The organism is Rossellomorea aquimaris (assembly GCF_020171925.1).
Taxonomy (GTDB): Bacteria; Bacillota; Bacilli; order Bacillales; family Bacillaceae_B; genus Rossellomorea; species Rossellomorea aquimaris_F.
Window position 1 is genome coordinate 16,979 of sequence record NZ_JAIVAR010000010.1, and the last position, 12,605, is coordinate 29,583.

Consider the following 12,605-nt stretch of genomic DNA (forward strand, 5'->3'; position numbering starts at 1 on the left):
ATTTACCCTCCTTCAAAACGTCGAAACTCCGGGCTAAATATGAAGTCCGAAATTCCCCATGTTTACGTTCCCTATTGTGCACCAACAACTGGTTACCTTTTCTGAACGTATTCCGTATCATATCCCATTATAGACAACGATACGAAATTTATACAGAAAAATTAAACGCGGCGACGTTTTGGCGGACGGCATCCATTATGAGGAACTGGAGTAACGTCTCTGATTGCAGTAACTTCAAGGCCAGCAGCTTGAAGAGCACGGATGGCAGCTTCACGTCCTGCACCTGGTCCTTTAACTGTTACTTCAAGAGTTTTTAAACCGTGTTCCTGAGAAGCTTTTGCTGCAGTTTCAGCAGCCATTTGAGCTGCGAATGGAGTTGATTTACGAGAACCTTTGAACCCAAGAGAACCCGCACTTGACCATGCAACAGCGTTTCCGTGAACATCAGTGATAGTTACGATTGTGTTATTGAATGTAGAACGAATGTGTGCAATACCGGATTCGATATTCTTTTTCACACGACGTTTACGAGTGTTTGTTTTACGTGCCATGTTAAGAAGTAACCTCCTTTACCTATTATTTTTTCTTGTTTGCTACAGTCTTACGAGGACCTTTACGTGTACGAGCGTTGTTCTTCGTATGTTGTCCACGAACTGGAAGTCCACGACGGTGACGAAGACCGCGGTAAGATCCGATTTCCATAAGACGTTTGATGTTTAGTGAGATCTCACGACGTAGATCACCTTCAACCTTTAATTTATCAACGATATCACGAATCTTTCCTAGTTCGTCTTCAGTTAAATCACGAACGCGAGTATCTTCTGAGACACCAGCTTCTGAAAGAATTTGTTGAGCTGTATTTTTACCAATACCGTAGATGTATGTTAATGAAATGACAACACGTTTGTCACGTGGAATGTCTACACCAGCAATACGTGCCATAGTGATAGCGCACCTCCTTTAAGTTTAGCCTTGTTTTTGTTTGTGTTTAGGGTTTTCACAGATAACCATGACTTTACCTTTTCTGCGGATTACTTTACATTTTTCGCAGATTGGTTTAACAGATGGTCTAACTTTCATCTTATTCTAACCTCCTTAATAGTACGGAGTGCAATGAATTATTTATAACGATACGTGATTCTACCACGAGTCAAGTCATACGGTGATAGTTCAACTGTCACCTTGTCACCAGGCAGGATACGGATGAAGTGCATGCGGATCTTCCCTGAAACATGTGCAAGAACTGTATGACCATTTTCTAATTCTACCTTAAACATCGCGTTAGGCAAAGTCTCTGCGACTGTACCTTCCACTTCAATTACATCATCTTTAGCCATCGAACATGTCTCCCTTCTTCTCATCGATTAATACTTCGTTTACAAACTTTGAAACAGCATAACGCAGTTTACCGTTCGTCACTTTACCTGTTTCGATAATACTGTTCTGAACTTCTGGTGAAACATAGTCAAACAGTTGAAGATGTGAGATATTCTTTCGCTTGGCGCGATCGAACTTCCGTTTATCTCCGTCTGCTATGAGTACAAAACGTTCATCCAATTGCTGAACAACGACCGAATATGTTCCAGCTTCCCTTCCCTTTAGAGGAAGGACGATCTGGCCGATACTCGGGATCGTCGAATCTGACTCGATCAATCCAATCACCTTCACTTAGGCTTTCGTCAATATCTCATAGCCTTCTTCAGTAATTGCAATGGTGTGTTCAAAGTGCGCACACATTTTATCATCAACTGTCACGACTGTCCAGTTATCTGATAACGTTCTAACATATCGACTTCCTGCATTAACCATTGGTTCAATAGCCAGTACCATGCCAGGCTTTAAGCGAGGACCTTTGTTGGGAGGTCCATAATGAGGAATCTGAGGGTCCTCATGTAAGTCTTGACCAACTCCGTGTCCTACATACTCTCGAACGATAGAAAAGCCATTTGCCTCAACAAAAGTTTGAATACTATGAGAGATATTCGACAGACGTTCGCCTGGTTTAGCTTCTTTGAGCCCCAGATATAGAGATTCCTCTGTTACATCCAGAAGCTTCTGGGTTTCATCATCAATCGTGCCGACCGGATACGTCCAGGCCGAGTCTCCGTGATAGCCGTTATACTTCGCACCGATGTCGATGCTGATAATGTCGCCATCCTTCAATACCCGATCTCCCGGAATACCATGGACCAGCTCGTTGTTGACGGAAGCACAGATGCTGCCACGAAACCCATTATACCCTTTAAAAGATGGAATTGCATCATGTTTACGAATGAATTTCTCAGCAATTGCATCCAATTCCTTCGTCGATATTCCCGGAGAAATATGCTTCTGCAATTCCGCATGAGTCAGTGCCACGATTTTTCCAGCGTGACGCATGATCTCAATCTCTCGCGGAGTTTTACAAATGATCATACTGAAAGGCCTCCAAGTAGTACATCAATGTCAGCAAACACTTTATCGATGTCTTGTTGACCGTCAATGTTTTTGAGATAGCCTTTATCTTCGTAGTAAGCCAAAAGTGGTTGAGTTTGCTTGATGTTGACGTCAAGACGGTTTTGAACAGTCTCTTCGTTATCATCTGCACGCTGATAAAGTTCTCCTCCGCAGCGATCACAAACGCCTTCTTCTTTTGGTGGATTAAAGACAAGATGATAAGTAGCGCCGCACTCTTTACAGATCCTGCGACCTGTCAAGCGCTCCATCAGAATGTCTTTATCTACATCTATATTAATGACATAATTCATCTTTTTACCAAGATCAGCGAGAATGTTTTCAAGTGCTTCTGCCTGAGCTACCGTTCTTGGAAACCCATCTAGTAAGAAGCCTTTGCCACAGTCCTCTTTGCTTAATCGTTCACGAACAATGCCGATTGTCACTTCATCAGGGACAAGATCACCGTTATCCATGAATGATTTAGCTTTCAAGCCAAGCTCAGTGCCATCTTTGATTGCAGCACGGAACATGTCACCAGTCGAAATATGAGGGATACCATATTTTTCAACGATTTTCTCAGCTTGAGTGCCTTTTCCTGCGCCTGGTAAGCCCATAAGAACGATATTCACTCGAACTCCCCCTCAAATGTCTATAGGATGGCTTCAGGAACTGAACGTTCCCGAAAACCCTCTTATTTAATGAACCCTTTGTAGTGACGTTTCACTAACTGTGCTTCCAATTGTTTCATTGTCTCAAGGGCTACCCCGACGACGATCAAGAGAGATGTTCCCCCGATTTGAGCCGCAGGCGGAAGGCCAGCGAAGTTAATGAAAAGCATTGGAAGAATGGAGATCACAGATAAGAATATAGCCCCTACAAATGTTAGGCGATACAGAACGCGAGTGAGGTACTCCTGAGTAGTCTTACCTGGACGGATACCAGGGATATAACCACCTTGCTTCTTCAAGTTTTCCGCCATTTGTTCCGGATTCACTTGAATGAAGGCATAGAAGTACGTAAAGGCGATGATCAATGCAACATAAATGATCATACCGATTGGCTTCGTGTAATCAAAAATGTACTGAATCGTACTTGTCACATCATTATCACCAAAGAAAGTGGAAATGGTTTGTGGAGTGATGATAAAAGAAATCGCGAAGATTACTGGAATAACACCCGCAGCATTTACTTTCAATGGAAGATGCGTTGATTGTCCACCAACAGGACTGCGCCCCACTAAGCGTTTTGCATATTGAATCGGAATTTTACGAAGTGCTTGTTGAATAAACACTGTTCCAACCACGATTGCAATAACAGCCAATACGATAAGTGCAAGAACCACAATGCGAAGGAAAAGTTGTTCACCTGCTCCTTCGATTTGCTGAGCATAAATTTGGTTTACAGTGTTAGGGATTGCAGCCACGATACCTGCAAAGATCAGGATCGAAATCCCGTTCCCGACACCTTTAGCCGTGATTTGTTCACCCAACCACATAAGAAAAGCCGTACCGGCTGTCAATACCAAGGCGATTAACAGGTACGTGCTTATTCCAGGGTTTTGGATAAGCATTCCACCATAGATTCGGTTAAATCCATATGACATACCTAATGCCTGGATGAACCCGAGTACGATTGTGAAATAACGAGTGAACTGAGCTAGTTTACGGCGGCCGACCTCACCTTGTTTCGACCATTCAGTGAACTTAGGAACAACGTCCATCTGAAGCAACTGAACAATGATCGAAGCCGTGATGTATGGCATGATCCCCATCGCAAAGATAGAGAAATTCTGCAGCGCGCCACCACCAAATGTATTCAGGAATCCAAGGATCCCCGCCTGGTCTTGCATCTTTAGTACATTTGCGTCCACGTTTGGCACCGGGATGAAGGTACCAAGACGGAAGACGACTAACATTAAAAGGGTGAAGATAATTTTATTTCTTATATCACCCACGCGCATAAAATTGGAGATAGTTTGGAACATTAGATCACCTCAGATGTACCGCCAGCAGCTTCAATAGCTTCTTTAGCAGTCGTTGAGAATTTGTGTGCTTTTACTGTAAGCTTTTTCTCGATTGAACCTTTTCCAAGGATCTTGATTCCTGCTTTTTCGTTACTTACTAATCCAGTTTCAACTAGAAGAGCTGGAGTAACTTCTGTACCATCTTCGAAGCGATTCAATGCGTCAAGATTGACGATTGCATATTCTTTACGGTTGATGTTAGTGAAACCACGTTTCGGTAAACGTTGGAATAAAGGAGTTTGACCACCCTCGAAACCTGGGCGAGTTCCTCCGCCTGAACGAGCGTTTTGTCCTTTATGACCTTTACCAGCAGTTTTACCATTACCAGAACCAATTCCACGTCCTACACGATTGCGGACTTTACGAGAACCTTCTGCAGGTTGTAACTCATGTAATTTCATGTCGGCACCTCCTTGTTATCGAAACGAATCGATTATTTTTCTGTTACCGTCACAAGGTGAGAAACCTTGTTGATCATTCCACGGATAGCAGCGTTATCTTGTTGCTCAACTGTTTGATGCATTTTGCGAAGTCCAAGAGCTTCAACGGTTTTACGTTGATCTTGAGGACGACCGATCACACTACGAGTGAGGGTAATTTCTAGTTTGTTAGCCATCGTTATCCCTCCCTTATCCTAGTAGTTCTTCTACTGACTTACCACGTAACTTAGCTACGTCTTCAGCACGCTTTAATTGTTTTAAACCTTCGATTGTTGCACGAACCATGTTAATTGGAGTGTTGGATCCTAGTGATTTAGAAAGGATATCTTGTACCCCTGCTAATTCTAGTACCGCACGAACAGGTCCACCAGCAATAATTCCCGTACCCGCAGAAGCAGGCTTGATAAGAATTTGACCAGCACCAAATCGTCCAGTTACTACGTGAGGAGTTGTACCTCCTACCATAGGAACTTCAACAAGATTCTTTTTCGCATCTTCAATCGCTTTACGGATTGCATCAGGTACCTCTTGGGCTTTACCCGTTCCGAAACCGACGTGACCGTTTTTATCGCCTACTACTACAAGAGCAGCGAAACGGAAACGACGTCCACCTTTAACAACTTTCGCAACACGATTGACTGTAACTACGCGTTCTTCAAATTCTAGTTTGCTTGGATCAATACGACGCATCTGGATTGTCCCTCCTTTTTAATTAAAATTCTAAGCCGTTTTCACGAGCTGATTCAGCTAGAGCTTTGATACGGCCATGATATAAATATCCACCACGGTCAAATACTACGGATTTAACACCTTTTTCTGCCGCACGTTTCGCAACTAGTTCTCCAACTTTAGCAGCTGCTTCAACAGTTGCAGTGGATTCTAATCCGAAATCTTTATCTTTTGAAGATGCACTTGCAAGAGTAACACCGTTCATATCATCGATAATTTGAGCATAGATGTTCTTGTTAGAACGGAAAACGTTCAGACGAGGACGAGTTTCAGTTCCAGTAATTTTTGAACGTACACGAGCGTGTCTTTTCTTACGTGTTTTGTTCTTATCTGGCTTAGTAATCACCTACGGTCACTCCTTTCTTTTGCCTACGCGGCATTATTTACCTGTTTTACCTTCTTTACGACGAACATATTCACCTTCGTAGCGAATACCTTTTCCTTTGTAAGGCTCAGGAGAGCGTACTGCACGAATGTTAGCTGCTAATGCACCAACACGTTCTTTGTCGATCCCTTTGATGGAGATCTTAGTGTTTGATGGTACTTCGATCTCGATTCCTGTTTCAGGCTCGATTTCCACTGGGTGAGAGTACCCAACGTTAAGCACAAGCTTAGTACCTTGTTTTTGAGCACGGTAACCTACACCGACAAGCTCAAGATTTCTTTCGAATCCTTTAGATACACCTTCAACCATGTTCGCGATTAGGGCACGAGTTGTACCGTGTAACGCGCGGTGTTCTTTTGCATCAGAAGGACGCGTAACTGTTACTGTGTTACCTTCTAATTCAACTTTAATATCAGAACTGAATGTACGAGAAAGTTCACCTTTAGGTCCTTTTACAGTTACTAGGTTGTCTTCACCTACTGTAAGAGTAACGTCAGATGGCATTTCGATAGGCTGTTTTCCTACACGTGACATCCTGTTGCACCTCCATTCATTTAAAAAATATTACCAAACGTAAGCTAATACTTCTCCGCCCACTTGTTGTGCACGAGCTTCTTTATCAGTTAAAACACCTTGAGAAGTGGAAACAAGTGCGATACCTAATCCGTTAAGGACTTTAGGTACTTCTGTAGATTTTGCATATACACGTAAACCTGGTTTAGAGATACGCTTTAATCCAGTGATTACGCGCTCGTTGTTTGCTCCATATTTCAAGAAAATGCGGATAACACCTTGTTTGTTATCTTCAACATATTCTACGTCACGTACGAAACCTTCACGTTTGAGGATTTCAGCGATCTCTTTCTTGATGTTAGAAGCAGGAACTTCTAGTCTTTCGTGACGAACCATGTTCGCATTACGGATGCGAGTAAGCAAATCTGCAATTGGATCTGTCATTGTCATAATAATTTACCTCCTTCCCAATATAGGGTATTACCAACTAGCTTTCTTAACGCCAGGAATCTGACCCTTGTATGCAAGTTCACGGAAACAAATACGGCAAAGCTTGAATTTACGGATTACTGAATGAGGACGTCCGCAACGTTCACAACGTGTGTACGCTTGAACATTATGCTTTGGCGTGCGTTTTTGCTTCGCAATCATTGATTTTTTAGCCACATTTTCGCCTCCCTTATATAGCGATTACTTTTGGAATGGCATTCCGATTTGAGTCAATAACTCACGAGCTTCTTCGTCTGTCTTAGCAGTAGTTACGATAACGATATCCATACCACGTACTTTTGACACTTTATCATAATCAATCTCAGGGAAAATCAATTGCTCTTTAACACCAAGAGTGTAGTTACCGCGACCGTCGAATGCTTTTTTAGAAACACCACGGAAGTCACGTACACGTGGAAGTGATACAGAGATTAATTTATCTAAGAATTGGTACATACGCTCTCCGCGAAGAGTAACTTTTGCACCGATCGGCATACCTTCACGAAGACGGAAGCCTGCGATAGATTTTTTAGCTTTCGTTACAACTGGTTTTTGACCAGTGATTTGAGTCAATTCGTCAACTGCTACATCAAGAGCCTTTGAGTTTTGAACTGCATCACCGATACCCATGTTGACAACGATCTTTTCAACTTTAGGTACTTCCATTACTGATTTGTAGTTGAATTTGCTCACTAGAGCTGGGCTGATTTCACTTTGGAATTTTTCTTTTAGGCGGTTCATTCAGAATACCTCCCTTCTTAATCGTACTATTTATCTAGAACTTCACCTGATTTTTTTGCTACACGTACTTTTTTACCGTTATCCGTTTTGTAACCTACACGAGTTGCCTCGTTAGATTTCGGATCTAGAAGCATAACGTTTGATACGTGGATAGATGCTTCCTGGCTGATGATTCCGCCTTGCGGGTTCATCTGTGAAGGCTTAGCGTGTTTTTTCACAACGTTGATTCCTTCAACAAGCACTCGGTCTTTCTTAGGGAACGCAGCAAGAACAGTTCCTGTCTTACCTTTGTCTTTCCCAGTGATGACCACTACTTTGTCGCCTTTTTTCACATGCATTTCATCGCACCTCCTTGATTGGCCAATGCTAATCTATTAAAGAACTTCTGGAGCTAAAGATACAATTTTCATAAAGTTGCTGTCACGTAATTCACGAGCAACAGGTCCGAAGATACGAGTACCACGTGGGCCTTTATCGTCACGGATGATTACACATGCATTCTCGTCGAATTTGATGTAAGTACCGTCTTGACGGCGTACACCTGATTTCGTACGAACGACTACAGCTTTGACTACGTCACCTTTTTTAACAACGCCACCTGGTGTTGCTTGTTTTACTGTACATACGATTACATCACCGATATTGGCAGTCTTGCGTCCAGAACCACCAAGGACTTTAATCGTTAATACTTCACGAGCACCAGAGTTGTCAGCAACTTTTAAACGTGATTCTTGTTGAATCATGTAGGTTACCTCCCTTCGGAATAAAACATTATCCGAGCAAATATATTAGATAATAACTGCTTTTTCAACAACTTCTACTAAACGGAAACGTTTCGTAGCAGATAGTGGACGAGTCTCCATGATACGTACGATATCGCCTACTTTTGCTTCGTTGTTCTCATCATGAGTTTTAAACTTCTTAGAGTACTTTACGCGCTTGCCGTATAGAGAATGCTTTTTATAAGTTTCTACCATAACCGTTACTGTTTTATCCATTTTGTCGGAAACAACACGGCCAGTGTAAACCTTACGTTGGTTGCGGTCACTCATTTAAGCAAACCTCCTCTCATTTATCGATTGTTAACCCCGATCTCTCTTTCACGGATTACAGTTTTCATACGAGCGATCCCTTTGCGGACTTCACGGATGCGAGCTGTGTTTTCAAGTTGTCCAGTCGCAAGTTGGAAGCGAAGGTTAAATAACTCTTCTTTCAGAGTTTTGACTTTTTGTTCTATTTCGGCAGTGGTTAGGTCACGAATTTCATTAGTTTTCATTTGATTCACCACCAATTTCTTCTCGTTTTACAAACTTGCATTTAACAGGAAGTTTGTGTGCTGCAAGACGAAGAGCTTCACGAGCAACCTCTTCAGAAACACCAGCTACTTCAAACATGATTTTACCAGGCTTAACTACTGCTACCCAACCTTCTGGAGCCCCTTTACCAGAACCCATTCGCACTTCTAGAGGTTTAGCAGTGTAAGGTTTATGAGGGAAGATTTTAATCCATACTTTACCGCCACGTTTCATGTAACGAGTCATAGCGATACGAGCGGATTCGATTTGACGGTTAGTGATCCAAGAAGCTTCAGTAGCTTGTAAACCGTATTCACCGAACGCAACTTCTTGACCGCCTTTAGCACGCCCACGCATTTTACCACGGTGTTCGCGACGATGTTTAACGCGTTTAGGTAATAACATAATTATTTGCCTCCTTCCTCAGATTTCTTTCTTGTAGGAAGAACTTCTCCACGGTAGATCCATACTTTGACACCAAGCTTACCATAAGTTGTGTCAGCTTCTGCATGAGCATAGTCAATGTCAGCGCGTAGTGTATGAAGTGGAACAGTACCTTCACTGTAGTGTTCAGCACGAGCGATGTCAGCTCCGCCTAGACGACCTGAAACTTGAGTTTTGATTCCTTTTGCACCAGCACGCATCGCACGTTGGATTGCTTGCTTTTGAGCACGACGGAATGAAACACGATTTTCAAGTTGACGAGCGATGTTTTCTGCTACTAGTTTAGCATCAACGTCAGCTCTTTTGATTTCAACGATATTGATGTGTACACGTTTTGAAGTAAGTTCGTTAAGAGCTTTACGAAGAGCTTCAACTTCAGTACCACCTTTACCGATAACCATACCAGGTTTAGCCGTATGAACAGTAATGTTGATACGGTTTGCAGCGCGTTCAATTTCAACTTTAGAAACGGAAGCGTCTACTAAACGTTTTGCAATATATTCACGTACTTTTAAGTCCTCGTGTAGAAGTGTTGCGTAATCTTTATCTGCGTACCATTTAGATTCCCAATCACGAATTACTCCGACACGAAGTCCGACCGGATGTACTTTTTGACCCACGAATTATCCCTCCTTCTTTTCTGATACTACAAGTGTAATGTGACTTGTACGTTTGTTGATTTGACTTGCACGACCCATCGCACGTGGACGGAAACGTTTAAGTGTTGGTCCTTCATTTACATAAGCCTCAGTAACGATCAGGCTGTTAATATCCATGTCATAGTTATGCTCTGCGTTTGCGATAGCAGATTTAAGTACTTTTTCAACGACTGGTGAAGCTGCCTTAGGCGTGTGCTTAAGAATCGCAACTGCTTCTCCAACTTGCTTACCTCGGATTAGATCGATGACTAAACGTACTTTACGAGGAGCAATACGTACTGTTCTAGCAACAGCTTTTGCTTGCATTAGGATACCCTCCTCTCAATTAGCGTCTTGTTTTCTTATCATCACTTGCATGACCTTTGTAAGTACGAGATGGTGCGAATTCACCAAGCTTGTGACCTACCATGTCTTCAGTGACGTATACAGGTACATGTTTACGACCATCGTAAACTGCGATAGTGTGACCGATGAATGCTGGGAAGATCGTTGAACGACGAGACCAAGTCTTAACAACTTGTTTGCCTTCAGTTTCGTTCAATTTCTCGATCTTATTCATTAAATGATCATCAACAAAAGGTCCTTTTTTTAAGCTACGACCCATGTTTGAACCTCCCTTCGTGATTGTGCTACGGCTCTGGAAGCGAACCGTAGTTCAACCCCGTTATTTTTTGCGACGACGCACAATAAATTTATCTGATTTGTTGTTCTTCTTACGTGTCTTGAATCCAAGAGTAGGTTTGCCCCATGGAGACATTGGTGATTTACGTCCGATTGGCGCACGTCCTTCACCACCACCGTGTGGGTGATCGTTAGGGTTCATTACAGAACCACGAACAGTTGGGCGCTTACCTAACCAGCGAGAACGTCCAGCTTTACCAATGTTGATAAGTTCGTGCTGTTCATTTCCAACTTGACCTACAGTAGCGCGGCAAGCAGAAAGGATCATACGAGTCTCACCAGAGTTAAGACGAACTAGAACGTATTTACCTTCTTTACCAAGTACTTGAGCAGATGTACCAGCAGAACGTACTAGCTGACCACCTTTACCTGGTTTAAGTTCGATATTGTGTACTACTGTACCAACAGGGATGTTGATAAGTGGTAACGCATTACCTACTTTGATATCTGCTTCTGGACCAGACATTACTTCCATACCTACTTCGATTGACTTAGGTGCAAGGATGTAACGCTTTTCTCCATCAGCGTAGTTGATTAGTGCAATGTTTGCAGAGCGGTTTGGATCGTATTCGACCGTAGCAACGCGTCCAGGTATACCATCTTTATCACGTTTGAAATCGATGATACGGTATTGACGCTTATGACCGCCGCCTTGATGACGAACTGTTAACTTACCTTGGTTGTTACGGCCACCCTTTTTGTGCAGGGGTGCTAAAAGTGACTTTTCCGGAGAATCCGTCGTGATTTCAGCGAAATCAGATGAAGTCATACCGCGACGACCATTAGAGGTAGGTTTGTACTTTTTAATCGCCATGTTTTTCCCTCCTCTTCTTAATTAAGTGAATTATACTTCAAAGAATTCGATTTCTTTACTGTCAGCAGTAAGCTTTACGATCGCTTTACGACGCTTGTTAGTGTAACCAGCGTGGCGACCCATGCGCTTGAATTTGCCTTTGTAGTTCATGATGTTAACTTTTTCGACTTTTACGTCAAAGATTTCTTCAACAGCGTCTTTAACTTGAGTTTTGTTCGCTCTAGTATCAACTTCGAACGTATACTTTTTCTCAGACATAAGATCTGTAGAAGCTTCTGTAATTACGGGGCGCTTAATGATTTCACGTACATCCATTATGCAAGCACCTCCTCTACTTTTTCAACAGCTGATTTAGTCATCACTAGTTTGTCGTGTCCTAATACATCAAGAACGCTGATTCCATCTGCAGGAACAACAGTCACACCAGGGATGTTACGAGCTGAAAGTGCTACGTTTTCGTCCACTCCATCAGTAACGACTAATGTTTTAGCGTTAAGTGAAAGACCTTTAAGAACGTTAGCAAATTCTTTTGTTTTAGGAGCATCGAATGATAATGCTTCCAGTACTAAGATGTTCTCTTCTACTACTTTAGAAGAAAGAGCAGATTTGATCGCTAAGCGACGAACTTTCTTAGGTAATTTGTAGCTGTAGCTGCGTGGAACTGGTCCAAATACAGTACCACCACCGCGCCATTGTGGAGAACGGATTGACCCTTGACGAGCACGACCTGTTCCCTTTTGACGCCAAGGCTTACGCCCACCGCCACGTACTTCAGAACGATTTTTTACTTTATGAGTTCCTTGACGTAAAGAAGCTCTTTGCATTAATACTGCTTCAAACAGTACATGTTTGTTTGGTTCAATACCAAATACAGAATCATTAAGTTCGATATCACCGACTTTAGAACCTGTTTGGTTAAATAATGCTACTTTCGGCATTCTTATTTCCTCCTTTCT

The 12,605-nt window shown here is 42.5% G+C and carries 27 protein-coding genes; all 27 read right to left on the reverse strand.

Going from position 1 to position 12,605, the window contains the following annotated elements; translation table 11 throughout:
* Nucleotides 1-161 precede the first annotated feature (161 nt).
* Nucleotides 162-551, reverse strand: a complete 390-nt coding sequence (rpsK, locus tag LCM10_RS19410) for a 30S ribosomal protein S11 (RefSeq protein WP_224878061.1) — start codon at nt 549-551, stop codon at nt 162-164.
* 25 nt (nt 552-576) lie between these two features.
* Nucleotides 577-942, reverse strand: coding sequence for a 30S ribosomal protein S13 (gene rpsM, locus LCM10_RS19415; protein WP_224878063.1), 366 nt, complete (start codon nt 940-942; stop codon nt 577-579).
* 24 nt (nt 943-966) lie between these two features.
* On the reverse strand, nt 967-1,080 hold the full coding sequence (rpmJ, locus tag LCM10_RS19420) for a 50S ribosomal protein L36 (RefSeq protein WP_003156543.1): 114 nt from the start codon (nt 1,078-1,080) through the stop codon (nt 967-969).
* Nucleotides 1,081-1,118: 38 nt separating this feature from the next.
* Entirely contained in the window at nt 1,119-1,337 is a 219-nt protein-coding gene (gene infA / locus LCM10_RS19425; protein WP_003217190.1) for a translation initiation factor IF-1, read from the reverse strand.
* Entirely contained in the window at nt 1,330-1,653 is a 324-nt protein-coding gene (locus tag LCM10_RS19430) for a KOW domain-containing RNA-binding protein (RefSeq protein ID WP_224878065.1), read from the reverse strand. The genes infA and LCM10_RS19430 overlap by 8 nt, the downstream gene beginning before the upstream one ends.
* A 15-nt stretch (nt 1,654-1,668) precedes the next feature.
* Nucleotides 1,669-2,415, reverse strand: coding sequence for a type I methionyl aminopeptidase (gene map / locus LCM10_RS19435; RefSeq protein ID WP_224878067.1), 747 nt, complete (start codon nt 2,413-2,415; stop codon nt 1,669-1,671).
* The gene (locus tag LCM10_RS19440; protein ID WP_224878069.1) at nt 2,412-3,065 is read right to left on the reverse strand and encodes an adenylate kinase; all 654 of its coding nucleotides are present in this window, start codon (nt 3,063-3,065) and stop codon (nt 2,412-2,414) included. Before LCM10_RS19440 ends, map begins: the two co-directional genes overlap by 4 nt.
* Nucleotides 3,066-3,127: 62 nt before the next feature.
* Complete coding sequence (gene secY, locus LCM10_RS19445; RefSeq protein WP_224878070.1) at nt 3,128-4,420, reverse strand: preprotein translocase subunit SecY; 1,293 nt, start codon at nt 4,418-4,420, stop codon at nt 3,128-3,130.
* On the reverse strand, nt 4,420-4,860 hold the full coding sequence (rplO, locus tag LCM10_RS19450; protein WP_224878072.1) for a 50S ribosomal protein L15: 441 nt from the start codon (nt 4,858-4,860) through the stop codon (nt 4,420-4,422). Before rplO ends, secY begins: the two co-directional genes overlap by 1 nt.
* 32 nt (nt 4,861-4,892) lie before the next feature.
* Nucleotides 4,893-5,075: a 50S ribosomal protein L30 gene (gene rpmD / locus LCM10_RS19455; protein WP_224878074.1), complete on the reverse strand. Its 183-nt coding sequence runs from the start codon at nt 5,073-5,075 to the stop codon at nt 4,893-4,895.
* A gap of 13 nt (nt 5,076-5,088) precedes the next feature.
* Nucleotides 5,089-5,589: a 30S ribosomal protein S5 gene (rpsE, locus tag LCM10_RS19460; RefSeq protein WP_224878076.1), complete on the reverse strand. Its 501-nt coding sequence runs from the start codon at nt 5,587-5,589 to the stop codon at nt 5,089-5,091.
* Between the two features lie 22 nt (nt 5,590-5,611).
* Nucleotides 5,612-5,974, reverse strand: a complete 363-nt coding sequence (gene rplR / locus LCM10_RS19465) for a 50S ribosomal protein L18 (RefSeq protein ID WP_224878078.1) — start codon at nt 5,972-5,974, stop codon at nt 5,612-5,614.
* 33 nt (nt 5,975-6,007) lie between these two features.
* Entirely contained in the window at nt 6,008-6,547 is a 540-nt protein-coding gene (gene rplF / locus LCM10_RS19470) for a 50S ribosomal protein L6 (protein WP_224878080.1), read from the reverse strand.
* A 30-nt stretch (nt 6,548-6,577) separates the two neighbouring features.
* Nucleotides 6,578-6,976 carry a 30S ribosomal protein S8 gene (gene rpsH, locus LCM10_RS19475; protein WP_032085283.1) on the reverse strand — a complete coding sequence of 133 codons (399 nt, stop codon included), beginning with the start codon at nt 6,974-6,976 and terminating at the stop codon, nt 6,578-6,580.
* Between the two features lie 30 nt (nt 6,977-7,006).
* On the reverse strand, nt 7,007-7,192 hold the full coding sequence (locus LCM10_RS19480) for a type Z 30S ribosomal protein S14 (protein ID WP_010191505.1): 186 nt from the start codon (nt 7,190-7,192) through the stop codon (nt 7,007-7,009).
* A 24-nt stretch (nt 7,193-7,216) separates the two neighbouring features.
* Nucleotides 7,217-7,756, reverse strand: a complete 540-nt coding sequence (gene rplE, locus LCM10_RS19485) for a 50S ribosomal protein L5 (RefSeq protein WP_224878082.1) — start codon at nt 7,754-7,756, stop codon at nt 7,217-7,219.
* 26 nt (nt 7,757-7,782) lie between these two features.
* Nucleotides 7,783-8,094, reverse strand: a complete 312-nt coding sequence (gene rplX / locus LCM10_RS19490) for a 50S ribosomal protein L24 (protein WP_224878084.1) — start codon at nt 8,092-8,094, stop codon at nt 7,783-7,785.
* A 36-nt stretch (nt 8,095-8,130) separates the two neighbouring features.
* The gene (gene rplN, locus LCM10_RS19495) at nt 8,131-8,499 is read right to left on the reverse strand and encodes a 50S ribosomal protein L14 (protein WP_032085280.1); all 369 of its coding nucleotides are present in this window, start codon (nt 8,497-8,499) and stop codon (nt 8,131-8,133) included.
* 45 nt (nt 8,500-8,544) lie between these two features.
* Nucleotides 8,545-8,808: a 30S ribosomal protein S17 gene (gene rpsQ, locus LCM10_RS19500; RefSeq protein ID WP_032085279.1), complete on the reverse strand. Its 264-nt coding sequence runs from the start codon at nt 8,806-8,808 to the stop codon at nt 8,545-8,547.
* A gap of 20 nt (nt 8,809-8,828) precedes the next feature.
* Nucleotides 8,829-9,032 carry a 50S ribosomal protein L29 gene (rpmC, locus tag LCM10_RS19505; RefSeq protein WP_032085278.1) on the reverse strand — a complete coding sequence of 68 codons (204 nt, stop codon included), beginning with the start codon at nt 9,030-9,032 and terminating at the stop codon, nt 8,829-8,831.
* Nucleotides 9,022-9,456: a 50S ribosomal protein L16 gene (rplP, locus tag LCM10_RS19510; protein WP_032085277.1), complete on the reverse strand. Its 435-nt coding sequence runs from the start codon at nt 9,454-9,456 to the stop codon at nt 9,022-9,024. The genes rpmC and rplP overlap by 11 nt, the downstream gene beginning before the upstream one ends.
* A 2-nt stretch (nt 9,457-9,458) precedes the next feature.
* Nucleotides 9,459-10,115: a 30S ribosomal protein S3 gene (gene rpsC, locus LCM10_RS19515; RefSeq protein WP_224878086.1), complete on the reverse strand. Its 657-nt coding sequence runs from the start codon at nt 10,113-10,115 to the stop codon at nt 9,459-9,461.
* 3 nt (nt 10,116-10,118) lie between these two features.
* On the reverse strand, nt 10,119-10,460 hold the full coding sequence (gene rplV / locus LCM10_RS19520; RefSeq protein ID WP_032085275.1) for a 50S ribosomal protein L22: 342 nt from the start codon (nt 10,458-10,460) through the stop codon (nt 10,119-10,121).
* A 19-nt stretch (nt 10,461-10,479) separates the two neighbouring features.
* A complete protein-coding gene (gene rpsS / locus LCM10_RS19525) occupies nt 10,480-10,758 on the reverse strand; it encodes a 30S ribosomal protein S19 (RefSeq protein ID WP_044340526.1) in 279 nt (92 codons plus the stop codon).
* Nucleotides 10,759-10,818: 60 nt separating this feature from the next.
* A complete protein-coding gene (gene rplB, locus LCM10_RS19530; protein WP_071617120.1) occupies nt 10,819-11,649 on the reverse strand; it encodes a 50S ribosomal protein L2 in 831 nt (276 codons plus the stop codon).
* Nucleotides 11,650-11,679: 30 nt separating this feature from the next.
* On the reverse strand, nt 11,680-11,964 hold the full coding sequence (rplW, locus tag LCM10_RS19535) for a 50S ribosomal protein L23 (protein ID WP_224878088.1): 285 nt from the start codon (nt 11,962-11,964) through the stop codon (nt 11,680-11,682).
* Nucleotides 11,964-12,587 carry a 50S ribosomal protein L4 gene (gene rplD, locus LCM10_RS19540; RefSeq protein ID WP_224878090.1) on the reverse strand — a complete coding sequence of 208 codons (624 nt, stop codon included), beginning with the start codon at nt 12,585-12,587 and terminating at the stop codon, nt 11,964-11,966. The genes rplW and rplD overlap by 1 nt, the downstream gene beginning before the upstream one ends.
* Between the last annotated feature and the right edge of the window lie 18 nt (nt 12,588-12,605).

Bases quoted from the DNA above. Each gene is read 5' to 3' on its own strand.
- rpsK (WP_224878061.1), bottom strand. From the start codon at position 551: ATGGCACGTAAAACAAACACTCGTAAACGTCGTGTGAAAAAGAATATC.
- rplV (WP_032085275.1), bottom strand. From the start codon at position 10,460: ATGCAAGCAAAAGCTGTTGCTAGAACAGTACGTATTGCTCCTCGTAAA.
- rpsS (WP_044340526.1), bottom strand. From the start codon at position 10,758: ATGGGTCGTAGCTTAAAAAAAGGACCTTTTGTTGATGATCATTTAATG.
- rpmD (WP_224878074.1), bottom strand. From the start codon at position 5,075: ATGGCTAACAAACTAGAAATTACCCTCACTCGTAGTGTGATCGGTCGT.
- rplB (WP_071617120.1), bottom strand. From the start codon at position 11,649: ATGGCGATTAAAAAGTACAAACCTACCTCTAATGGTCGTCGCGGTATG.
- rplD (WP_224878090.1), bottom strand. From the start codon at position 12,587: ATGCCGAAAGTAGCATTATTTAACCAAACAGGTTCTAAAGTCGGTGAT.
- rpsQ (WP_032085279.1), bottom strand. From the start codon at position 8,808: ATGAGTGACCGCAACCAACGTAAGGTTTACACTGGCCGTGTTGTTTCC.
- secY (WP_224878070.1), bottom strand. From the start codon at position 4,420: ATGTTCCAAACTATCTCCAATTTTATGCGCGTGGGTGATATAAGAAAT.
- rplX (WP_224878084.1), bottom strand. From the start codon at position 8,094: ATGCATGTGAAAAAAGGCGACAAAGTAGTGGTCATCACTGGGAAAGAC.
- infA (WP_003217190.1), bottom strand. From the start codon at position 1,337: ATGGCTAAAGATGATGTAATTGAAGTGGAAGGTACAGTCGCAGAGACT.
- rpmC (WP_032085278.1), bottom strand. From the start codon at position 9,032: ATGAAAACTAATGAAATTCGTGACCTAACCACTGCCGAAATAGAACAA.
- rpmJ (WP_003156543.1), bottom strand. From the start codon at position 1,080: ATGAAAGTTAGACCATCTGTTAAACCAATCTGCGAAAAATGTAAAGTA.
- rplP (WP_032085277.1), bottom strand. From the start codon at position 9,456: ATGTTATTACCTAAACGCGTTAAACATCGTCGCGAACACCGTGGTAAA.
- rpsH (WP_032085283.1), bottom strand. From the start codon at position 6,976: ATGACAATGACAGATCCAATTGCAGATTTGCTTACTCGCATCCGTAAT.
- rplN (WP_032085280.1), bottom strand. From the start codon at position 8,499: ATGATTCAACAAGAATCACGTTTAAAAGTTGCTGACAACTCTGGTGCT.
- rplO (WP_224878072.1), bottom strand. From the start codon at position 4,860: ATGAAATTACATGAGTTACAACCTGCAGAAGGTTCTCGTAAAGTCCGC.
- rpsM (WP_224878063.1), bottom strand. From the start codon at position 942: ATGGCACGTATTGCTGGTGTAGACATTCCACGTGACAAACGTGTTGTC.
- rplE (WP_224878082.1), bottom strand. From the start codon at position 7,756: ATGAACCGCCTAAAAGAAAAATTCCAAAGTGAAATCAGCCCAGCTCTA.
- rplW (WP_224878088.1), bottom strand. From the start codon at position 11,964: ATGGATGTACGTGAAATCATTAAGCGCCCCGTAATTACAGAAGCTTCT.
- rpsE (WP_224878076.1), bottom strand. From the start codon at position 5,589: ATGCGTCGTATTGATCCAAGCAAACTAGAATTTGAAGAACGCGTAGTT.
- map (WP_224878067.1), bottom strand. From the start codon at position 2,415: ATGATCATTTGTAAAACTCCGCGAGAGATTGAGATCATGCGTCACGCT.
- rplF (WP_224878080.1), bottom strand. From the start codon at position 6,547: ATGTCACGTGTAGGAAAACAGCCTATCGAAATGCCATCTGACGTTACT.